The sequence below is a fragment of the Saccharopolyspora spinosa NRRL 18395 genome (assembly GCF_000194155.1).
GTDB classification, from domain to species: Bacteria; Actinomycetota; Actinomycetes; order Mycobacteriales; family Pseudonocardiaceae; genus Saccharopolyspora; species Saccharopolyspora spinosa.
In genome coordinates, this window is sequence record NZ_GL877878.1 from 255,271 (window position 1) to 276,462 (window position 21,192).

Annotated in this window: 19 protein-coding genes and 1 pseudogene; 17 read left to right on the top strand and 3 right to left on the bottom strand. The window is 70.5% G+C overall.

Annotation, left to right across the window (positions count from 1 at the left end; translation table 11 throughout):
* Positions 1–13 precede the first annotated feature (13 nt).
* Positions 14–472: a ribonuclease HI gene (gene rnhA, locus SSPN_RS0101315; protein WP_010305515.1), complete on the bottom strand. Its 459-nt coding sequence runs from the start codon at positions 470–472 to the stop codon at positions 14–16.
* A 201-nt stretch (positions 473–673) separates the two neighbouring features.
* On the opposite strand from rnhA, the gene SSPN_RS41975 reads away from it, so the two are divergent.
* The 5 genes and pseudogenes from SSPN_RS41975 (at position 674) to mnmA (ending at position 6,391) form a co-directional block, all read left to right on the top strand.
* On the top strand, positions 674–1,813 hold the full coding sequence (locus SSPN_RS41975; RefSeq protein ID WP_010305518.1) for a glycosyltransferase: 1,140 nt from the start codon (positions 674–676) through the stop codon (positions 1,811–1,813).
* Between the two features lie 220 nt (positions 1,814–2,033).
* Positions 2,034–2,798, top strand: coding sequence for a GNAT family N-acetyltransferase (locus SSPN_RS0101325; protein ID WP_010305521.1), 765 nt, complete (start codon positions 2,034–2,036; stop codon positions 2,796–2,798).
* Positions 2,795–3,640 carry a lysophospholipid acyltransferase family protein gene (locus tag SSPN_RS0101330; protein ID WP_010305524.1) on the top strand — a complete coding sequence of 282 codons (846 nt, stop codon included), beginning with the start codon at positions 2,795–2,797 and terminating at the stop codon, positions 3,638–3,640. Before SSPN_RS0101325 ends, SSPN_RS0101330 begins: the two co-directional genes overlap by 4 nt.
* 443 nt (positions 3,641–4,083) lie before the next feature.
* Positions 4,084–5,319 carry a cysteine desulfurase family protein gene (locus tag SSPN_RS0101335; protein ID WP_029534853.1) on the top strand — a complete coding sequence of 412 codons (1,236 nt, stop codon included), beginning with the start codon at positions 4,084–4,086 and terminating at the stop codon, positions 5,317–5,319.
* 2 nt (positions 5,320–5,321) lie between these two features.
* A pseudogene (gene mnmA / locus SSPN_RS41980) lies at positions 5,322–6,391 on the top strand (tRNA 2-thiouridine(34) synthase MnmA).
* Between the two features lie 59 nt (positions 6,392–6,450).
* Here the strand turns inward: mnmA and SSPN_RS0101345 are convergent.
* Positions 6,451–7,638 carry an FAD-dependent monooxygenase gene (locus tag SSPN_RS0101345; protein WP_010305532.1) on the bottom strand — a complete coding sequence of 396 codons (1,188 nt, stop codon included), beginning with the start codon at positions 7,636–7,638 and terminating at the stop codon, positions 6,451–6,453.
* Positions 7,639–7,723: 85 nt separating this feature from the next.
* Between SSPN_RS0101345 and SSPN_RS0101350 the strand changes: the two genes are divergently transcribed.
* From SSPN_RS0101350 to ligA, 8 genes are all read left to right on the top strand, one after another.
* Positions 7,724–8,254 (top strand): TetR/AcrR family transcriptional regulator, encoded by a 531-nt coding sequence (locus SSPN_RS0101350; RefSeq protein ID WP_010305538.1) that lies wholly within the window; start codon positions 7,724–7,726, stop codon positions 8,252–8,254.
* Between the two features lie 31 nt (positions 8,255–8,285).
* The gene (locus SSPN_RS0101355; protein ID WP_029534854.1) at positions 8,286–9,062 is read left to right on the top strand and encodes an alpha/beta fold hydrolase; all 777 of its coding nucleotides are present in this window, start codon (positions 8,286–8,288) and stop codon (positions 9,060–9,062) included.
* A 72-nt stretch (positions 9,063–9,134) separates the two neighbouring features.
* A complete protein-coding gene (locus SSPN_RS0101360) occupies positions 9,135–10,667 on the top strand; it encodes a fatty acyl-CoA synthetase (protein WP_010305545.1) in 1,533 nt (510 codons plus the stop codon).
* 136 nt (positions 10,668–10,803) lie between these two features.
* Positions 10,804–11,835 (top strand): methionine synthase, encoded by a 1,032-nt coding sequence (locus tag SSPN_RS0101365; RefSeq protein WP_010305550.1) that lies wholly within the window; start codon positions 10,804–10,806, stop codon positions 11,833–11,835.
* A gap of 161 nt (positions 11,836–11,996) precedes the next feature.
* Positions 11,997–12,170 carry a hypothetical protein gene (locus SSPN_RS56370; RefSeq protein ID WP_010305559.1) on the top strand — a complete coding sequence of 58 codons (174 nt, stop codon included), beginning with the start codon at positions 11,997–11,999 and terminating at the stop codon, positions 12,168–12,170.
* A 202-nt stretch (positions 12,171–12,372) separates the two neighbouring features.
* Complete coding sequence (locus SSPN_RS0101380) at positions 12,373–13,383, top strand: DUF6461 domain-containing protein (protein WP_010305563.1); 1,011 nt, start codon at positions 12,373–12,375, stop codon at positions 13,381–13,383.
* Positions 13,384–13,434: 51 nt separating this feature from the next.
* Positions 13,435–14,130, top strand: coding sequence for a hypothetical protein (locus tag SSPN_RS0101385; RefSeq protein WP_010305564.1), 696 nt, complete (start codon positions 13,435–13,437; stop codon positions 14,128–14,130).
* Positions 14,131–14,245: 115 nt separating this feature from the next.
* On the top strand, positions 14,246–16,402 hold the full coding sequence (ligA, locus tag SSPN_RS0101390; protein WP_044573164.1) for an NAD-dependent DNA ligase LigA: 2,157 nt from the start codon (positions 14,246–14,248) through the stop codon (positions 16,400–16,402).
* A 129-nt stretch (positions 16,403–16,531) separates the two neighbouring features.
* Here the strand turns inward: ligA and SSPN_RS0101395 are convergent, their stop codons facing one another.
* Positions 16,532–17,185: an ACT domain-containing protein gene (locus SSPN_RS0101395; RefSeq protein WP_029534856.1), complete on the bottom strand. Its 654-nt coding sequence runs from the start codon at positions 17,183–17,185 to the stop codon at positions 16,532–16,534.
* A 329-nt stretch (positions 17,186–17,514) separates the two neighbouring features.
* Between SSPN_RS0101395 and gatC the strand changes: the two genes are divergently transcribed.
* From gatC to gatB, 4 genes are read left to right on the top strand one after another with little or no spacing between them, the layout of a single operon-like run.
* Complete coding sequence (gene gatC, locus SSPN_RS0101400; protein WP_010305570.1) at positions 17,515–17,814, top strand: Asp-tRNA(Asn)/Glu-tRNA(Gln) amidotransferase subunit GatC; 300 nt, start codon at positions 17,515–17,517, stop codon at positions 17,812–17,814.
* Positions 17,814–19,346: an Asp-tRNA(Asn)/Glu-tRNA(Gln) amidotransferase subunit GatA gene (gatA, locus tag SSPN_RS0101405; RefSeq protein ID WP_010305571.1), complete on the top strand. Its 1,533-nt coding sequence runs from the start codon at positions 17,814–17,816 to the stop codon at positions 19,344–19,346. Before gatC ends, gatA begins: the two co-directional genes overlap by 1 nt.
* Positions 19,343–19,540, top strand: a complete 198-nt coding sequence (locus tag SSPN_RS0101410; protein WP_010305573.1) for a hypothetical protein — start codon at positions 19,343–19,345, stop codon at positions 19,538–19,540. The genes gatA and SSPN_RS0101410 overlap by 4 nt, the downstream gene beginning before the upstream one ends.
* On the top strand, positions 19,537–21,042 hold the full coding sequence (gene gatB / locus SSPN_RS0101415; RefSeq protein ID WP_010305575.1) for an Asp-tRNA(Asn)/Glu-tRNA(Gln) amidotransferase subunit GatB: 1,506 nt from the start codon (positions 19,537–19,539) through the stop codon (positions 21,040–21,042). Before SSPN_RS0101410 ends, gatB begins: the two co-directional genes overlap by 4 nt.
* Positions 21,043–21,192: the final 150 nt, after the last annotated feature.

Genomic DNA, 21,192 nt, shown 5'->3' on the forward strand with positions numbered 1-21,192 from the left:
CGCCTTCTGCGCGTCAACCCACGCGAGCTTCGTCCCGGCCCTGGCAGGCGAGCCGGTCGGCGCGCTCGTTCTCCGGATGGCCGTTGTGCCCCTTCACCCATTCCCACTGCACGTCGCCGTGGCGCGCACATTCCGAGTCCAGGCGCTGCCACAGGTCGGCGTTCTTGACCGGCTGCTTCGCGGACGTCAGCCAGCCGTTGCGCTTCCAGCCGTGCATCCACTGCGTGATGCCCTTGAGCACGTACGTGCTGTCCGTGTAGATGCGCACGGTCGGCATCGGCCGCGTCAGCGCGGCCAAGCCCTCGATGACCGCCATGAGCTCCATCTTGTTGTTCGTCGTCGCGGCGTCCTTGCCGTAGAGCTCGCGCTCGTGGTCGCCGTAGCGCAGCACGACGCCCCAGCCGCCGGGGCCGGGGTTGCCGCTGCATGCGCCGTCGGTGTAGAGGTCGACGCGGTCGGTCGTTCGCTGCATACCCCGGAATCTAACCGGCGGCGGATCGGGGAGACGCCGCGACGGTGGCAGGAAGGTTTCCTTGCTTCGGGCTGAGGTGCGGGGGCACAGGAAGGTTCCCTTGCTCGCGGGGAGTTGAAAATCGGGTGCGGGGTGTCGGTGAGGCTGGCATGCTCGGCCGACGTGCGAATCCTCTTCACTGCTGCGCCCGGTTATGGGCTTATGTTGCCGATCGTCCCGTTGATCTGGGCGGCCCGGGCTGCCGGGCACGAAGTTCTGGTCGCCACCACCGCCGAGATGACCGATGTCGGCGCACGCGCCGGGTTGCCCGTAGTCGACGTGTTCCCGGAGCACGACGTGTGGGACGCGCTGCTGCGCGGGATCAATTCGGGGGAAAGGTCGCCGGAGTTCGAGCGGCTCGGCGCGGCCGAGGGGATGTCCGAGGCGTACGAGAAGGCCACGCAGGCAGACAGCCCGTTCGGGTTATTCACGCTGACGATGACCGAAGGCACCATCCACGCCGGGCGGGCGTTCGGCGCGGATCTCGTCGTCCACACCACCGACCACGCGGCCGGGCGGCTGGCCGCGGTGGCGCTCGGGGTGCCGGTGCTGGAGGTGGGCAACCGCGTCTCGTGGTCGTCGAGGGACAGGGATTTCCGGGACGGGCGCAATTTCTACGAGAACGACGAGATCACCCTCGCGCTGCGCGACAAGCTGGGCATTTCCGACGGTTGGCCGCGGGTGATCGCGCGGATCGATCCGCGGGCGCCCAGCATGGGCGGGCTGGTCGGCGACGAGCCGGACAAGGAGGACGGCGTCCCCTGGTGGTCGATGCGGTTCGTGCCGTTCAACGGCGGCGCGGTGGTTCCGGAGTGGGCTCTGCGGCGGCCGGAGCGGCCGCGGGTCGGCGTCACGCTCGGGACCGTGGTGCCGATCTTGTCCGGCATCAGCAGCCTGTCCGTGGTGATCGAGGCGCTCGGTGCGCTCGACGTGGAGGTGATCCTGGCGGCCGGCAAGACCGATCTCGCCGACCTCGGGACGCTGCCGGCCAACGTGCGCTCCGTCGGCTTCCTCCCGCTGTCGACGTTCTTGCCGACCGCTTCGCTGATGGTCCACCACGGCGGTTCCGGCACCACCGCCTTCGCGGACAATCCGATGTCCGCGCAGCGGGTGGTGGACCGGGGCGTCGGGCTGTCCCACGATCCGGCCACTGTGGACGTCGCCACGGTGCGGTCGATGGCCGAGCGGCTGCTTACCGAGCCCGCGTTCCGAGCAGCGGCTCGCGAGGTGAGCGAGGAGATGGCCACCCAGCCCAGCCCGTCGTCGATCATCGAGCGCGCGACCGCGCACGTCAGCCAGTAGGTTCCGCCGCCGGCTCCCCAAACGGTCGGGGAGGATGGGGCGACAGCGACCCCGGTCGCGCGGCAGGAGCCGCGGGCCGGGGTGCTGTGCTGTTGGGTGGGGTTCCAGACGACCGTTCGGGGCAATGATCTGGAGCCGCACCTGGGATTCACCGAAAGTTCCTGCTCCGTGTCATCGGCTGGTGTGTTGGGCGTTCGCCGCGCGGCGATACACCTGCGGCATGTCCGAGACGCAGCTGCTGGCCAGCGCCGCACCGAGTGCGGCGGCCGACGCCCACTACTCGCTGCTGGTCGCCAGAGACTCCCACGAAGTGCACGCCGCGCAACGCCTGCGCTACCAGGTGTTCGCCGAGGAGATGGGGGCCACGGTCACCGGTCGCGAATTCGGCGTCGACCGGGATTCCTTCGACGACTACTGCGACCACCTGATCGTCCGGGACGACCGCTCCGGCGCGGTGGTCGGGACCTACCGGATGCTGCCGCCGGAGCGGGCGAAGGCAGCCGGAATGCTCTATTCGGAAACCGAGTTCGACCTTTCGGCGCTCGACCCGCTGCGCCCCTCGCTGGTGGAGACCGGGCGGTCGTGCGTGCACCCGGACCACCGCAACGGCGCCGTCGTCAGTCTGGTGTGGACCGGGATCGCGCGGTACATGCTGCTGCACGGTCACACCATGCTCGCGGGTTGCGCTTCGGTGCCGCTGGACGACGGAGGTGTTCAGGCGGCGCACGTGTGGAACACGGTGTCGGCGAAGCACTACGCGCCGGAGGAACAGCGGGTGCGCCCGTACCGGCCTTGGGAGTCGTTCGAGGTCACCGGACGTGCGCCGATGCCGCCGCTGCTCAAGGGGTATTTGCGGCTTGGTGCTCAGGTATGCGGGCCGCCGGCACACGATCCGGACTTCGGCGTGGCCGACTACTTCGTGCTCCTGGACCTCAAGCGTGCCGATCAGCGGTACCTGCGCTTCTTCCTGGGCGATGCGGCATGAACCAGTGGACGCCCACGTCGCCGTGCGGGCCGGGTTGCCTTCCGCCGCGCGACAAGCAGGCGGAGGTGGGGCTGCCCCGGCTGGTGCTGCGGCTGGGCGGCACCGTCGGATTGTTGCTGGTCGGGTGCGTCCTCGGGCTGGCGCTGTCGGTGCTGGCGACGGCTTGGCGGGATCGGGCGTTTCGGACGTGGTTCCGGATGCTGTTGCGCGTGCTGGGAGTCGGCCTCGTGTTTGAGGAGTGGATTCCGCCGGGCGGCGCGCTGGTGGTCTGCAACCACGTTTCGTGGCTGGACGTCGTGGCGCTCCAGGCGTTTCACCCGATGCGGATGCTGGCGAAGGTCGAGGTCCGGTCCTGGCCGCTGCTGGGGTCGCTCGCCGGGCGGGCCGGCACCGTTTACATCGATCGCGACCGGCTGTCGGCGCTGCCCGGCGCCGTGCGGACGATCGCCGACGGGTTGCGCGCCGGGGCCGTGATCGGTGCCTTCCCGGAGGGGACGACCTGGTGCGGGCGGGCTTCCGGGCGGTTCCGGCCCGCCGTCTTCCAGGCCGCGGTGGATGCGGATGTGCGGATGCAGCCGGTTGCGCTGCTCTTCCGGACCGAGGCCGGCGAGCCGACCACTGCGGCGGCGTTCCTGGGCGATGCCACGCTGGTCGATTCGGTCCTCGCGGTGGCGCGGATGCGGGACCTGGTCGTGGAACTGGTGGTGTTGCCCGAGCTGTTCGGCACCGACCGCCGGGAGCTGGCCGAGCAGGCCCAGTCCGCGATTGCTGCGGCCACCGGTGCTTCGCCGGGCCACCAGGCTTCGCCGGAGCACCGCAGCGCACACGACCTCGCCGCATGACACCCGTGAGTGTTTTCGGGTGCTCCTGGCGGCCAGCGCGATCGGCACGGTGCTCGGCGGGAGGCAGGCGGATCGGCGCGGGCCCGCGCTTCCGCGGCTGCTCGCGCTGCCGACGTTCGCCGTCGGGCTGATCGTCGCCGCTGCGCACAGCATCCTGGTGCTGCTCGTCGCCCGTGTGCTGCAGGGCTCGGCGGCGGGGTGCTCATCGTCGCGCTCTGGGCTAGGCCTCGCTGGTCGGGCTCGGCGGCGTCGCGGTCGCCGCGCTGGCCACCGGGCCCGCGCCGACCAGGGGAGTCCTGCCGCTGGATCTGCCGCTGCTGGTCGGTGCCGTGCTGGCCGCTTTGCTGCTCGTCCGCTCCGGCCGTGCGCAAACGTCCTGACCTGCGCCTTCCGCCGGACCGAGGGGTGGCCGCCAGGGCGGCTGCATTACCCTGGACAGCGCGATGACTTACCTCGACCACGCTGCCACGACACCGATGCGGCCAGGGGCGGTCGCAGCTATGAGCGAGGCGTTGACCAGGATCGGCAACGCCTCGTCCCTGCACACCTCGGGTCGCCGGGCACGCCGCGCGGTGGAGGAGTCGCGGGAGGACATCGCCGATGCGCTGGGGGCCCGGCCGTCGGAGGTGCTGTTCACCGCGGGCGGGACCGAGAGCGACAACTTGGCGGTCAAGGGGATCTTCTGGGCGCGTCGGGCCGCGGATCCCACCCGGCGCCGCGTCCTCGCCTCGACCGTCGAGCACCACGCGGTGCTGGACGCCGTCGAGTGGCTGGCCAAGCACGAGGGCGCCGAGGTGACTTGGCTGGCGGCCGACTCGGACGGCCGGGTGCGCCCGGAGGTGTTCGGGGCGGCTCTCGCGGAGAACCCGGACGACGTGGCGTTGGCCACCGTCATGTGGGCCAACAACGAGGTCGGCACCGTCAACGCGATTTCGGAGCTGGCCGCGATCGCCGACCGCTGCGGGGTGCCGCTGCACACCGATGCCGTGCAGGCCGTCGAGACGCTGCCGGTGGACTTCGCGGCCTCCGGGGTCGCGGCATTGACCATGACCGGCCACAAGGTCGGCGGCCCGTACGGGGTCGGCGTGCTGCTGCTGTCGCGGGACGTCAAGTGCACTCCGGTGTTGCACGGCGGCGGCCAGGAGCGCGAGGTGCGGTCCGGGACCCTCGACACCCCTGGTGTGCTGGGGTTGGCGTCGGCCGTGCGCGAGGCGGTCGATGCGCGCGAATCGCAGGCGCCGCAGTTGGCCAAGCTGCGCGACGAGCTGATCACCGGCGTGCGCGCCGTGGTGCCGGACGCGGTGCTCAACGGCGATCCGGGGCACGACGTCGTGGGCGGTGGACCGTCCCGGTTGCCCGGCAACGCGCACTTCACGTTCCCCGGCTGCGAGGGCGACAGCCTGCTGATGTTGTTGGATGCCAAGGGGATCGAGTGCTCCACCGGCTCCGCCTGCACGGCGGGGGTCTCGGAGCCCAGCCACGTGCTGCTGGCGATGGGGGCGGATCCGAAGGCCGCGCGCGGGTCGCTGCGCTTCTCGCTGGGGCACACCTCGACCGCGGCCGATGTACAGGCACTCACCGAGGCGATCGGGCCGGTGGTGCAACGAGCGCGTAGCGCCGGCCTGCCCGGGTTGCGCCGATCTTCGGCGGGGTCGACGACCGCCGCCACGGAGGTGTGAGCGTGCGAGTACTGGCAGCCATGAGCGGCGGGGTCGATTCCGCCGTCGCCGCCGCCCGAGCGGTCGCGGCGGGCCACGACGTGGTCGGCGTGCACCTGGCTCTGTCGGCGAAGCCCGGCACGCTGCGCACCGGCGCCCGCGGGTGCTGCACCATCGAAGACTCCCGGGACGCCCGCCGCGCCGCAGACCTGCTGGGCATCCCGTTCTACGTGTGGGACTTCGCGGAGCGGTTCACTTCGTCGGCGAGTACGCCGCGGGCCGCACCCCGAACCCTTGCCTGACCTGCAACGAGAAGATCAAGTTCGAGGCGCTGCTGGAGAAGGCCATCGCGCTGGGCTTCGACGCGGTCTGCACCGGGCACTACGCCAGGCTGTCCATCGTGGACGATGTGCCGGAGCTGCGGCGCAGCCGGGACGAAGGCAAGGACCAGTCCTACGTGCTGGCCTCACTGACCGCGGAGCAGCTGCGGCACTCGATGTTCCCGCTCGGCGACTCGCTGAAGTCCGAGGTGCGCGTCGAGGCCGCCGAGCAGGACCTGGCGGTGGCCAAGAAACCGGACAGCCACGACATCTGCTTCATCCCGGACGGCGACACCAAGAAGTTCCTGGAGACCAAGCTCGGGCAGACGCCGGGCAAGCTGGTGGACGCCGAAACCGGCGCGGTGCTCGGCGAGCACACCGGCGTGCACGGGTTCACCGTGGGCCAGCGCAAGGGGCTCGGCATCGACGCCCCGGCCTCGGACGGCCGCCCGCGCTACGTGCTTTCGCTGGAGCCGGTGTCCGGGACCGTCCAGGTCGGTTCGGCGGATCGGCTGTCGGTCAGCGAGATCGACGCGAAGCGGCCCATCTGGCCGTCCGAGCGGCCGTTGGACGGCCCGACGGAATGCGTGATCCAGGTCCGGGCCCACGGCGGCACGGCCGAGGCGGTCGCCGAGGCCGACGAGGACGGCATCCGGGTCCAGCTCCGCCAGCCGCTGCGCGGTGTCGCTCCGGGGCAGGCGGTCGTCCTCTACCGCCCGGACGCCGCGGGAGACCTCGTCCTCGGCAGCGGACTCATCTCCGCCACCCGCTAGCGCGCCGACTTCACCCGAGGTGGGTTCTTCCCGGCCCGCGCCCTCGCGCCGCTCCTCGGTCACGCCGGTGCGTAGTCGCGAAGGCTGATCGCGTTGGCGGCGTGCTGGATTTCCTTGGGCAGGCCGCTGGTCCGGGGCAGGTAACGCATCAGGCGGAACGCCTGGTTGCGAAGCCACAGGCTGGTGGCGGTCTTCGGGATCAGCGTTTTCGCACCGTTCGTCGCGATCTTCTGGTTCAGCGTGACGTAGTTCCGCATTTCCGCCTCGTAGCGGCGGAACGCGGTGCGGTGGTCGCCACCGGCGGCGAGCAGTTCGCCGGCCAGCACGTAGGCTCCGACCAGCGCGAGGCTGGAGCCCTGGCCGGACAGCGGGGACGGGCAGTAGCCCGCGTCGCCGACTAGCACCACGCGTCCGCGCGTCCAGTCGTCGAGGCGGATCTGGGTGATCGAGTCGAAGTAGAAGTCCGGTGCGCGGCGGGCGGCGTCGAGCAGGCGGGGCGCGATCCAGCCCTCGTCGGCGAAGGCCTTGTCCAGCAAGGCGATCTGGGTCTGCGGGTCGCTGGGGTCGAAGCGCAGTTCCGGTGATTTGAAGCCGAGGATCGCCTTCGCCCCGGTGTCGGTTCGCGCCCGGTACAAGCCCGCCACCCTGCCGGGCGTGTTGCGGATCGTGGTCCAGCGGTCCAGGTCGAGGAAGTTGTCGGTGCTGAAGATCGAGACGTGATAGCCGAGGTAGCGGCGGAAGCCGGGCTCCGGGCCGAACGCCAGCCGCCGGACGTTGGAGTGCAGCCCATCGGTGCCGACCACGAGGTCGAACTCGCGCGGCTCGTGGTGCTCGAAGGTCACGCGAACGCCGTCGGAGCTCTGGTCGATGGCGGTGATGGAGTCGCCGAAGAGGTACTCGGTGCCGCTGGTGCGCTCGTGCAGGATCCGGGTGAGCGTGCCGCGCATGACCTCGATGTCGTGTTCGCCGCCGAACAGTTCGTCCATGCGGACTTCGGCCACCGACCGGCCCGCCGCACCGACGACAGTCATGCCCCGCATGCCGGTGCGGGCCTCCCGCAGGTCGGCCAGGATGCCCATCCGCTCGGCCACCTCGATCGCCGCGCCGCGCACGTCGACGGCGTAGCCGCCGTCGCGCATCGCGGGTGCGCGCTCCACCACGGTCGGGTTGAAACCGTGCTTGCGCAGCCAGAACGCCAGCGCTGGCCCGGCGATGCTGGCGCCGGAGATCAGGATGTTCTTCGTCATGGGGCCAAGCTAGCCCGCCTACTTACCGGTCGGCAAGTAACTTACCGGTCGGCAAGCAGTAGGATCCGCTAAAAGGAGGACGCCGATGCCGAGGACACGGGTCGACACCAGGGCGGAGATCCGCGCGGTCGCCGCGGAGCTGTTCGCCCGCCAGGGGTTCGAGAAGACGAGCCTGCGGGAGGTCGCCGAGCGGCTCGGCATCACCAAAGCCGCGCTGTACTACCACTTCCCGTCCAAGGCGGACCTGATGCGCGGCATCGTGCAACCGTTCGTCGACGAGATCGAGGGCCTGCTGGCGGACCGCGAGGCGGCCGCGGAGGTCGATCCGCGCCAGTTCCTCGCCGACTACTTCGACGTGGTCCTGCGGTACCGGCAGGTCTTCGAGCTGGTCCTGCGGGACGTCTCGGCGTTGGCGCAGCTCGATCTGATGCAGCAGATGCTTGCCTGGCGCAACCGCGTTTACGCATTGCTGGTCGGCCCCGACGCATCACCGGCGCAGATCGCTCGGGTGACCGTCGCGATCGGCGGGTTGCAGGACTGCGCGACAACCGAAGGGCCGCCTGAGGAATTCCGCGACGCCGCCCTGGAAGCGGCGATTGCCGCGTTGGCCAAGTGACAGCACCTCTGCGCATCGACAGAATGTACGCATGACTTCACTGCATGTCGCGGAAACGGGTGCAGGAGCGCGTGCGGTCCTCGTGCACGGTTCGGGCACCTGGGCCGCGCACGAGCTTTTCGGGTTCGGTGCCCAACTCCCGCTGGCCGGCGAATTCCGGATCGTTCTCCCGGATCGTCGGGGCTACGGGGGCAGCCCGGACGTCGAACGCAGCGACTACGAGCAGGACGCCGACGACATCGCGGAGTTGCTCGACGGCGGAGCGCACTTGGTCGGGCACTCTTCCGGCGGCGTGGTCGCGATGTTGGCAGCTTTGCGGAACCCGGATTCGGTCCTTTCCCTGACGTTAATTGAGCCGGCTTGCTTCCAGATCGCTGCGGATGCGCCGTTGGTCGCTGCGGCGTTGGAGCGCAACCGGGACGCGATCGCGTCGGTGCCGCCGGAACTGTCCGACGAGGACCTAGTTCGGCTCAATTACGAGTCCGTGGGCTTGGAAGCGCCGCCGGTGACGACGGAGCTCGTGCGGGCGACGCGTACCGCGTTGCGCGAGATTCCTGCTTGGGGAGCGCGGATCCGGGTCGAACTCCTCGCTGCGGCGCCCTGGCCGATGAGCGTGGTCACGGGGACCTGGGACGAGGCTCCGCGGGCGTACCGCGAGCACGGCGGCGAGCCGATCATGGAGTGCGCGCGCGTGACAGCGCGGCGCATCAACGCCGATCACCTGCAGGTGCCGGGCGCGTCGCACTGGCCGCACAGCCAGCGGCCCGATGTCGTCAACGACGCGCTGCGCGAGTTGTGGTGCCGCTGACGGTCTAGTGCGTAGCGCGGTTCGCGGCTAGTGTCTGGCACCACACCAGGCATCGTGAACTGTGGAGGTCGTGTGCTCGATCTTCGGGCCAGCACAGTCGCAGACGTGTTGCGGCGCAGCGCCGCACGAGTCCCCGACCGAGAGGCGCTGCGGTTCGTCGACAGTGTTGGGCAGGAATGGGTTTGGACCTATGCCGAACTCGATGCTGCGGTCACCCGTGCCGCCGGGGTGCTGCTGGCCGCCGGGGCGAACCAGGGCGACCGGATCGCGGCTTACGGCAAGAACTCCGATGTTTACCTGATCGGATTCCTTGCCTGTGCGCGGGCAGGCCTGGTGCATGTGCCGATCAACTACAACCTGACCTCGGGCGAGCTGGGTTACCTGCTGGAGCAGTCGGGCAGCAGCATCGCGTTGGTTGATCCTGCCTTGGCCGACAAGCTTGCCGAAGCCCGTCCCGGCACGTCGGTCGAGCGCGTGATCCCGTTGCGCGACGGCGCGGATTCGCTGCTGGCGCAGTGCATCGACGGCCCGCTGCCGAGGTTAGACGTCGCCGTCGCCGACGATGCGCTGGTCCAGCTTCTCTATACCTCGGGCACGACCTCGCAGCCCAAGGGCGCGATGATGACGCATCGCGCGCTGCTGCACGAGTACGTGTCCTGCGCGGTCGCGCTGGACTTCCGCGAAGACGACCTGCCGCTGCACGTGATGCCGCTGTACCACTCGGCGCAGATGCACGTGTTCCTCCTGCCGCAGCTGATGATCGGCTCCACCAACGTCCTGGTGGAACAGCCGGAGCCGGGAGACATCCTGCGGCGGATCGAGGAGGAGCGGATCAGCGCGTTCTTCGCCGCGCCAACGGTTTGGGTGGCGCTGGCCAACCACGCCGACTTCGCCACCCGCGACCTGAAGTCGCTGCGCAAGGCCTACTACGGCGCCTCGATCATGCCCGGGCCGGTGCTGCAGCGGTTGCGCGATCAGCTGCCGGAGCTGGGGTTCTACAACTGCTTCGGGCAGTCCGAGATCGCTCCACTTGCGACGGTGCTGCGCCCGGAGGAGCACGACGAGCGGCCGGATTCCGCCGGGCGGCCCGTGCTGTTCGTGGAGGCGAAGGTCGTCGACGAGCAGGGTGAGGAGGTCGCGCCGGGGGAGTTGGGCGAGATCGTCTACCGGTCGCCGCAGCTGTGCACCGGGTACTGGGACAAGCCGGCGGAGACCGCCGAGGCGTTCCGCGGCGGCTGGTTCCACTCCGGCGACCTGGTGCGACGCGACTCGGAGGGCTACTGCTTCGTCGTCGACCGGATCAAGGACGTGATCAACACCGGTGGCGTGCTGGTCGCATCCCGCGAGGTGGAGGACGCGCTGTACACGCACCCGGCGGTGGCCGAGGTGGCGGTGATCGCGGTGCCCGATCCGAAGTGGATCGAGCACATCGCGGCGGTGGTGGTCGCCAAGGCCGAGGTGACGGAGGCGGAACTGCTGGAGCACGCGCGCGGCAGCCTGGCCGGCTTCAAGGTGCCGAAGGAGATCCGCTTCGTCGACGACCTGCCGCGCAACAGCTCGGGCAAACTCCTCAAACGCGTCCTGCGCGACCAGTTCGCCGGCTGATCGGAGCCGCCGTTTCGCCTGGTCGGCGCCCGTGAGTGCTGCTGGGCTCGATAATGCCCGAACACGTTCGCGGGCCCTGAGCCGCGTTGGCTGCGCCCCGTCGGGCGGCGCGCGGTGGGCTGTCGATAATGGCGGGGTGAGTGACGCACCTTGGGGCCCTACGATCGCCACCGCCATCGGATCGATGCCCGGGGCCGATCCGGTCGAGGCGGCGCGCACGGTCGTCGGCGAACTGCCCGACCTGACGCCCTTCCCGGAGCTGCCGGGGCGCGGCGTCGGCGCCGACATCCTCGGCCGCACCGCCGGGCTGCTGGTGGACCTCGCCGTCGAAGTGGTGCCGTCGGGCTACCGGGTCGCGTCCCGCCCCGGCCGGGACCACCAGCGCGCCATCGACCTGATGCGCTGGGACCTGGACGCCGTGGAGCAAGCGGCCGCCGAAGCGGGCGCTCCGCGGGCGGTGAAGGTACAGGCGGCGGGCCCGTGGACGCTGTCGGCCGGGATCGAGCTGCACCGCGGACACCGGGTGCTGACCGACCAGGGCGCGCTGCGCGACTTCGCGGAGTCGCTGACCGAAGGCCTGATCGCGCACGCCGAACAGGTCGCCGCTCGCACCGGCGCCAGGGTCGTCGTCCAGCTCGACGAGCCGTCGTTGCCCGCGGTGCTGGCGGGATCACTGCCCACGCCCTCCGGTTACGGCAAGGTGCCCGCGGTCCCGGAACCGGACGCGCAACGCGTGCTGGCCGAGATGATCGAGAATCTCGCGGCCGCAACGGGTTCGCCGGTCGTGGTGCACTGTTGCGCGGTCCGCCCGCCGGTCGCGTTGCTGCGCCGGGCCGGCGCCGGGGCTATCGCGCTGGATGCCACCAGGCTCGGTGACGTGTCCGGTTCGTTCGCCGACGAACTGGGCGAGGCATGGGAAGAGGGCACCACGTTGTTCCTCGGGCTGGTCCCGAGCACGGCGCCGACGGGCGAAGCCCGCCTCCGCCGAGTCGCCCAACCCGCGTTCGACCTGGCCTCCCGTCTCGGCTTCGCCCGCCGGGCGCTGGCCGAGCGCAGCGTGCCGACCCCGACCTGCGGCCTCGCGGGAGCGACACCGGCCTGGACGCGCCGCGCGATCAGCCTCACCCGCGACCTCGCCAACCTCTTCGCCGACGAAGCCGAGCAGTAGCGAACCGCCCACCGTAGCGTGATCGATCGGCTACCGTGTGGAAGAACGAGATCCCGAGCTGCGGAAGGTTTACGAGATGGCCCGCTGGCAGGTCGGTTTCGACCTACCCGAGGAACCCCGGAGCGCCTGGCGAACCTGACGCAGCGGCTGCCTTCGCGAAGATGCTGGTCGCCCGCTTCGACCAGGCAAAAGCCCGCAGGGTGAGCATCGAGCGGGACGGCGAGAAGCTCGAATTCGAAGGCCTGATCGCGAAAGACCAACACCTCCTCGAGGAAGCGATAGCCGCGAAACTCCTCGAAGGCAACCCCCCGGACCCTGCGAACCCGCAGCAGTAGGCGGCCGGACTGTGCGGCTGGTCGCGACCGGGAGCGGGGGCGGGACGATCCGCCCCACGGCGAAGCGGCCGCCTTTGTTCGTCCACTTTGGAATTTTGCTTCGATCCGCGGGCGGTTGCTTGCTGGTTGGGTTTGATTTCTTGTCGGTGCGTGTTTTTCGGAATTCGCCGTGCGGAAGTCGTTGCGCTGGTAGGAAGAACTCGTGGGCGGTCATTGCATCAGCGAGCTCGAGCGGGCCGAGTGGATTCGGCGGAGCACCATCCAGGATGCTGCGTGCCTGACCTTCGTGCGGGGCGACGACGTCGGTGAGGTGGCTGAGGACTTCGGTGCCGTCGCCGGGTTCGGCCGGCTGCTGGACATCGACGACTTCTGCGAGGAAGCCTTCGCCCACCAGGAGAAATACCCCATGATCGCGCTTCGGCAGGTGGGCGGCTGGGTGCTGGTGGTCGAGGACAGCGGTCGGCAGGGGCAGCGGCCGGAAGTGCTGCGCCAGGCCGCGCGGCAGGTCGCCGTCTCGGTGTTCTGGGACGCGAGCGCGCTCACTCGTTTCTCGTATGCGGTGCTCGGCGACGTCCGGACCTCGTTCGAGGCGGTGCTGCCGGAGTACCGGGAGGGCAGCCGACCGGACGAGCTTGAAGTCGTTCGCGCCGGATTGCCCTGGTCGCAGGCCGATCCGGTGGCGCTGATGCTGGCGTTGGCAGGGCGGCTGACCGGGCTGTCGCCGACCCCGGACTGGCTCGTCGGCGACTTCCAGACCTTCCCGGTCGCGCCGTGGCCCGACGACCTGGTCGGGGATCCCAATCCGCTGGACGAGATCGCCGGCTACCCGCCCGAACTGGTCGCGGCGCTGCGCCTGGCAGCCGAGCCCGATCGGCGACGGGCCGTCGCCGCGGCTGCGCGGCACGTGGTCGCAACCGTGGGCTGCGTCGACCACCCCGTCGTGCGGCGGACCCTGTCATCCCTGATCAGAGCGGGTTCGATCGACCACGGTGCGCTCGGCGCGGTGGTCCGGGAATGGTCCTGGCAGAGCACCCGGAGCCGCCCGTGCAGCAAGATCCGCAACCAGCTGCGCGCGGTTGAGGCGTTGCGGCAGGCAACTCACGAGGATGCGCTGACCGCGCTGGCCGGGATGCTGGTCGGGGCACGGCACGTGCGCGGCGTGGAGGCCGGTGAGCTCGCCCGCATCGTCGCCGCCGAACTGGCGGACCCGTGAGTCCGCGGGATCGGCCCCGAAGACAGCACCGCACCCGGCACAATGGTGGGCATGTTCAGGTTCCTCCGCCGTCGCAACGCCGAAGCCCCGGACAACGCCGAGAACGCTGAGCCGGTCGAGGTCCACGCCGAGGCGGCCGACCGCGCCACGCGGTTCTGGCAGCGGTGGGACGACCTGCTGCCGGAGATCGCCTCCGCGCTCGGCGACAGCGTGCCGCAGCGGATCGAGAGCCTGGTAGCGGAAGCCCTCGCCGATGTGCACCCGAACCTGACCTTCGCCATCGAGCACGGCGAGAAGGCGGTGTACGCGCTGGTCATCAGCGCCCAGGCCGACCCCGAACTGCGCCCCTACACGGACGCCTGGATGGCCGCGGCCCCAGCCGCCGACACGCTTTGGGAGTACCACGACTCCGTGCCGCCGGTGCCGGACCCGACCGAGGTCACGGTGAACCTGCGGGGCGAGAAGTACCCGCTGGCCGACGTGCGGGTCGTCGCCCAGGTCGACGAGGCCGAGGGGCTGGTCGACGTCGCCGTCTACCACCCCGGTTTCAGCGGCTTGGAGGAGAACGCGCGCCGGGCGCTGACGTTCCTGCCGCTGGACGCGACCCTCGGCGAGCGGCTGGCGGCCGACCGGCTGGGCCGGGTGGAGACCGCAGAACTGGAACCCGAAGGCTCGATCGGCCTGCTGGAGTTCCGCGAACTGGTCCGCGAACTCGCCCGCACCGCATCGGCGCCGACCGAGTCTTGAGGGGCGAAGCCGGTTCCCACCGGATTGACCGCTCCGACGAGTCGTGCGTGCTGTTGTCGGGGACGCTCGCTAGTCTCGGGGCGTGACCAGCAAGGATGTGGACCGGGACCTCGTCGTGAACGACACCGCTGCCACCGCAGAGGAGGTCGCGCCCAGCGACCCCGCCGCGGGCCGCGCGGCGGAAGGCGTCGAAGACGTGCCCGCCGAGGTGCGCGAGCGGTACGCGGAGCTGGCCGAGGAAGTCCGTGGCCACCAGTTCCGCTACTACGTGCTGGACTCACCGACGATCTCCGACGGCGAGTTCGACGGGCTGTTCGCGCAACTGCAGGAGATGGAGGCCGAGCACCCCGCGCTGCAGGCGCCGGACTCGCCGACGCAGGTGGTGGGCGGCACCTTCTCCACCGAGTTCACCCCGGTCGCACACCTGGAACGGATGCTGAGCCTGGACAACGCGTTCAGCACCGAGGAGCTGCAGGTCTGGGTCGACCGGGTGGAGCGCGAGGTGGGCACCGATGTGCACTACCTGTGCGAGCTGAAGATCGACGGCCTGGCGATCAACCTGCTGTACCGGGACGGGCGGCTGGAGCGCGCCCTGACCCGGGGCGACGGCCGCACCGGCGAGGACGTGACACTCAACGTCCGCACCATTGGCGATGTGCCGGAGCAGCTGACCGGGACCGACGAGTTCCCGGTGCCAGCGCTGGTGGAGGTCCGCGGCGAGGTGTTTTTCCGCGTCGACGAGTTCGCCGAGCTCAACGCCAAGCTCGTTGAGGCAGGCAAGCCCCCGTTCGCCAACCCGCGCAACTCCGCCGCCGGGTCGCTGCGGCAGAAGGACCCGCGGATCAGCCGCAGCCGGCCGCTACGGTTGATCTGCCACGGCTTGGGCAAGCGGGACGGCTTCGAACCGAACCGCCAGTCCGAGTCCTACGCCGCGCTGAAGGCGTGGGGTCTGCCGGTGTCCGGGCACACCGTCGTGTTGTCCACCTTGGACGAACTGGTCGGGCACATCGACTACTGGGGCAAGCACCGCGACTCCGCTCAGCACGAGATCGACGGCATCGTCATCAAGGTCGACGAGGTCCCGTTGCAGCGCCGGCTCGGCACCACCTCCCGCGCGCCGCGCTGGGCCATCGCCTACAAGTACCCGCCGGAGCAGGCCACCACGAGGCTGCTGGACATCCAGGTCAACGTCGGCCGCACCGGCCGGGTCACGCCGTTCGCCGTGATGGAGCCGGTGAAGGTCGCCGGGTCCACGGTGTCTATGGCGACCCTGCACAACGCCGACGAGGTGCGCCGCAAGGGCGTGCTGATCGGCGACCGTGTGGTGATCCGCAAGGCCGGCGACGTGATCCCCGAGGTGCTGGGCCCGGTGGTCGACGTGCGCACCGGCGACGAGCGCGAGTTCGTCATGCCGGCTGTGTGCCCGGAGTGCGGGTGGCCGCTGTCGCAGCAGAAGGAAGGCGACGTCGACCTGCGCTGCCCGAACGCCCAGGGCTGCCCCGGACAGCGCCGTGAGCGGCTGTTCTACCTGGCCAGCCGGAAGGTCCTGGACATCGACGCGCTCGGCTACGAGGCGGCGAACGCGCTGCTGGCGGCCGGGGTGGTGGAGGACGAGGGCGACATCTTCGACCTCGACGAGTCGAAGCTGCTCAAGACGCCGCTGTTCCGCAACAAGGAAGGGGACTTGTCGGCCAACGGCGCCAAGCTCCTCTCGAACCTGGACACGGCCAAGGAGAAGCCGTTGTGGCGGGTGCTGGTGGGGCTGTCGATCCGGCACGTCGGGCCGACCGCCGCACAGGCGCTCGCCCGCGAGTTCGGCTCGCTGGACCGGATCGAGGTGGCGTCCGAGGAGGAGCTCGCCGCCGCGGACGGCGTCGGGCCGACGATCGCCACCGCGGTGCGCGAATGGTTCGAGGTCGACTGGCACCGCGAGGTGGTGCGCAAGTGGCGGGCCGCCGGGGTGCGAATGGCCGACGAGCGCGACGAGTCGATCCCGCGCACCCTCGAAGGCCTGTCGATCGTGGTCACCGGCACGCTGCAGACGTTCTCCCGCGACGAGGCCAAGGAGCTGATCATGGCTCGCGGCGGGCGGGCGGCCGGTTCGGTGTCGAAGAAGACCGCCTTTGTCGTGGTCGGCGACTCGCCGGGCTCGAAGTATGACAAGGCCATGCAGCTCAAGGTTCCGGTGCTCGACGAGAACGGCTTCCGGGTGCTGCTGGACGACGGCCCGGAGGCCGCCGCCGAGGTCGCGCTGCCGGCCGAGGAGGAGTGACGCCCGCGAGTCCGCCGGGCTGGCGGAGGAGGCTGAACTCCTCGGTCGCGATAGAACCTGCAAGGCCGCAATTTCCATTGAAATCGAACCTTCGGAAATTGCGGCCTGGAGAGGTTGTAGGTGGCGTGGTCAGCCGTCGAGGACGACCGAGACGATGCCGGCCAGGTGGGCCAGGCGGGCGAGCTCCGCGGTGCGGAACATCGGGCCTCCCGGGCGTCCCGCCAGCAGCACCCGGTCCGGCTTGCCGATCGGCGTCGCCGCCAGCTCGGTGCCGAGCTCCTTCCAGGTGTCCGGCACCCAGTCCTCGTCGCCGTCCAGGATCGTCGCCCGCGCCAGCGGCAGCCACGGCAGCTCCAGGTAGCCCTCCTGCGGGGCCGAGGTGCTGGCGGCCAGCTGCTCCGCCCCGCCCGAGCGGTGCCCGAAGATGATCGCCCAACCGGATCGGATGATTTTGGGGACGCCCTCGGCGAAGATCTGCAACCCGCGCCCCGGCTCGGCCGCGATCTCCTCGACGAGTTCCAGCTCGCGGTGCGTGTCCAGCACGCCCGCGTAGGGCCGGACCGCATCGACCTCGACGCCGTCGATCGACTCGGCCGCGGTGATCAGCACGTCGGGCAGCCGACCGGAGGGCAGCTCCACGACCAGGTCGTCGATCGCCACGCCGTTGCTGCGCTCGACCACGTCGACGCTGAGGATGTCGGCACCGATCTCGCCGAGCGCGCTCGCCACCGACCCGAGGTTGCCGGGCCGGTCCGGTATCTGCACCCGGATGAGGAAGGACACCGGACTCAACGCCTCCAGCTTCGTGCGCGACACCTCGCCGGCCGCGCTGCTCACCACCGCACTTGGTCGCGTTCTAGCGGCCCCTCGTGCGAGGAACTGGCACTGAAATTGTGTCAGACGCCGCGCCCCACCGGTGCCCCCGGCGTCCACGGAGTGGAAGGACCTGCGGTTTCCCGCCGTACCGTCGTCCTGTCGTCGCCTCGTCGCTGCGAGTGTTGCCGCTGTGTCGTGAGTCCGCGGCCGCGGACCTCCCCCCGGCGGCCGGACCCGGGCACCGCCATAGACTGAGCGGTGCCCGTGAAACCGGACATGACCAGGGAGCCTTCGCAGTGTCCAAGATCTCCCGCGACGAGGTCGCGCACCTCGCCGGCCTGGCGCGGCTGGCTGTCACCGAGGCGGAGCTCGACACCTTCGCCAGCCAGCTCGACCAGATCCTCGATGCGGTGGCCAAGGTGGGCGAGGTCGCTGCGGACGACATCCCGCCGACCTCGCACGCCGTGCCGGTGACCAACGTTTTCCGCGAGGACGAGGTGCGGCCGGGCCTGTCGCGCGAGCAGGCGCTCGCCGCGGCGCCGGCCGCCGAAGAGGACCGGTTCCGCGTGCCGCGGATTCTCACCGAGGAGGCCTGATGACGTCGACCGCATCCGGCGGCAGCCTGGCCGGGCTGACCGCATCCGAGCTCGCCGCCAAGCTGCAGGCGGGCGAGGTCACGTCGGTCGAGGTGACGCAGGCGCACTTGGACCGGATCGCCGCCGTCGACCCGGAGGTGCACGCCTTCCTGCACGTCGACGCCGACGGCGCGCTGGCCGCCGCCCGGCGGGTTGACGAGGATCGCGCCGCCGGGAACGTCACGTCGTTGCTGGCCGGTGTGCCGCTGGCGCTCAAGGACGTGCTGACCACCACCGACATGCCCACCACCTGCGGCTCCAAGATGCTGGCGGGCTGGGTCCCGCCGTACGACTCGACCGTCACGCGCCGACTGCGCGAGGCGGGCGTGGTCATCCTCGGCAAGACGAACATGGACGAGTTCGCGATGGGCTCGTCAACCGAGAACTCCGCGTACGGCCCGACCCGCAACCCGTGGGACCTGGAGCGCATCCCCGGCGGTTCCGGCGGCGGTTCGGCGGCCGCGCTGGCCGCGTTCGAGGCGCCGCTGGCGATCGGCACCGACACCGGCGGCTCGATTCGCCAGCCCGGCGCGGTGACCGGCACGGTCGGCGTCAAGCCGACCTACGGCGGGGTCTCCCGCTACGGCCTCGTCGCGTTCTCCTCCTCGCTGGACCAGCCCGGTCCCTGCGCGCGCACGGTGCTGGACGCCGCGCTGCTGCACGAGGTGATCGCCGGGCACGACCCGCTGGACTCGACCTCGATCAACCAGCCGGTGCCGCAGGTCGTCACCGCCGCCGAGCAGGGCGCTTCGGGCGGCCTGCAGGGCGTGCGCGTCGGCGTGGTCCGCGAGTTCTCCGGCGACGGCTACCAGCCGGGCGTGCAGCGGGCCTTCGACGCCGCCGTCAAGCAACTGTCCGCGCTGGGTGCGGAGGTCATCGAGGTCTCCTGCCCGCATTTCGCCTACGCGCTGCCGGCGTACTACCTGATCGCGCCGAGCGAGTGCTCCTCCAACCTGGCCCGCTTCGACGCGATGCGCTACGGCCTGCGCGTGGGCGACGACGGGGCGCGCAGCGCGGAGGAAGTCATGTCGCTGACCCGCGAGGCCGGGTTCGGGCCCGAGGTGAAGCGGCGAATCATGCTCGGCACCTACGCGCTGTCCTCGGGCTACTACGACGCCTACTACGGCCAGGCGCAGAAGGTGCGGACGCTGATCACCCGCGACTTCACCGCCGCCTTCGAGCAGGTCGACGTGCTGGTGTCGCCCACCACGCCGACCACCGCGTTCAAGATCGGCGAGCGGGTCGACGACCCGATGGCGATGTACCTCGCGGACCTGTGCACCATCCCGTCCAACCTGGCCGGCAACGCCGCCATGAGCGTCCCGTGCGGACTGTCCGATGAGGACGGTCTGCCGGTCGGGTTGCAGATCATGGCCCCGGCGATGGCCGACGAGTGGCTGTACCGGGTCGGCGCGGCCTACGAGGCGGCGCGCAACGCGAGCCAGGACGGCCCGCTCATCAACCGTGTTCCCCGGCTGGAGGTCGCGCGATGAACCCGAAGATCAAGGCAGCGTTCCAACTCGCCTCCGTGCTCTCGGCCGGCCTCGGGCTGCGGGCGAGCTTCCGCGCGGCGCGGGAGAAGAACGACAAGCTCGCGCTGGCGGACGCGATCATCACCGCGCTCGGGCTGATCACCGGCACCGCCCTGGCCGTGCGGGCCATGCGCAAGGGGGAGGACGACAAGTGACCGCCGTCGCCGAGATCATGGACTACGACGAGGTCCTCGCGCGGTTCGACCCGGTGCTCGGGCTCGAAGTGCACGTGGAGCTGTCCACCCGGACGAAGATGTTCTGCGGCTGCGCCAACGCCTTCGGCGCCGAGCCGAACACCCAGATTTGCCCGGTGTGCCTGGGCCTGCCGGGCTCGCTGCCGGTGGTCAACGGCAAGGCCGTGGAGGCGGCCGTCCGGATCGGGCTGGCACTGAACTGCCAGGTCGCCGAGTGGTGCCGGTTCGCCCGGAAGAACTACTTCTATCCGGACATGCCGAAGAACTTCCAGACCTCGCAGTACGACGAGCCGATCGTGCACGACGGCTACCTCGACGTGGTGCTGGACGACGGCGAAATCTTCCGGGTCGACATCGAGCGGGCCCACATGGAGGAGGACACCGGCAAGTCCTCGCACATGGGCGGCAGCACCGGCCGCATCCACGGCGCGGATTATTCCCTGCTGGACTACAACCGCGCCGGGGTGCCGCTGATCGAGATCGTCACCAAGCCGATCGTCGGCACCGGGGACCGGGCTCCCGAGGTCGCGCGCGCCTACGTCACGGCGCTGCGGGATCTGCTGCGCGCGCTGGATGTTTCCGACGTGCGGATGGACCAGGGCTCGCTGCGCTGCGACGCGAACGTGTCGCTGATGCCGAAGGGCACCGCGGAGTTCGGCACCCGCACCGAGACGAAGAACGTCAACTCGCTGCGCAGCGTGGAGCGTGCGGTGCGCTTCGAGATGCAGCGGCACGCCGCGGTGCTGGCCTCCGGCGGCTCGATTCTGCAGGAGACGCGGCACTTCGACGAGTCCACCGGCACCACGTCGGCGGGCCGCCCTAAGGAGACCTCCGAGGACTACCGCTACTTCCCGGAACCCGACCTGGTGCCGATCGCGCCGTCCCGCGAGTGGGTCGCGGAGCTGGCCAAGACCCTGCCCGAGCTGCCGTGGGAGCGGCGCAAGCGCGCGCAGGAGGACTGGGGCCTGTCCGACGAGGAGTTGCGTGACCTGGTCAACGCCGGAGCGCTGGAGCTGGTGGCGCAGACCGTCGACGCGGGCGCGCCCTCCGGCGACGCCCGGTCCTGGTGGGTTTCGTACTTGGCGCAGCAGGCCAACACCCGTGGCGTCGAGCTCGCCGACCTGGAGATCACCCCGAAGCAGCTGGCTCGGGTGATCGCACTGGTCACCGAGGGCAAGTTGACCAACAAGCTGGCCCGGCAGGTCGTCGACGGGGTGCTCGCCGGTGAGGGCGAGCCGGACGACGTCGTCGCGGCGCGCGGCCTGGAGGTCGTGTCCGACGATTCGGCGCTGCAGGCCGCGATCGACGAGGCGCTGGCGGCGCAGCCGGACATCGCGGACAAGATCCGCGGCGGCAAGGTGCAGGCGGCGGGCGCGATCGTCGGCGCGGTCATGAAGGCCACCAAGGGCCAGGCCGACGCCAAGCGGGTCCGCGAGCTCGTCCTCGCGGCCTGCGGCCAGTAGCGGCGTCGGACGCGAACTGCCGAAAACCGAAGTGGGGAACCGGAACTTCCGGTTCCCCACTTCGCATTTCCCACCAGGTCCCCAGTTTCAATTGAAACTGTGGACGGACCTGGGCTGTGTGTGGGGTGCGGTTTCAATTGAAACTGGGGG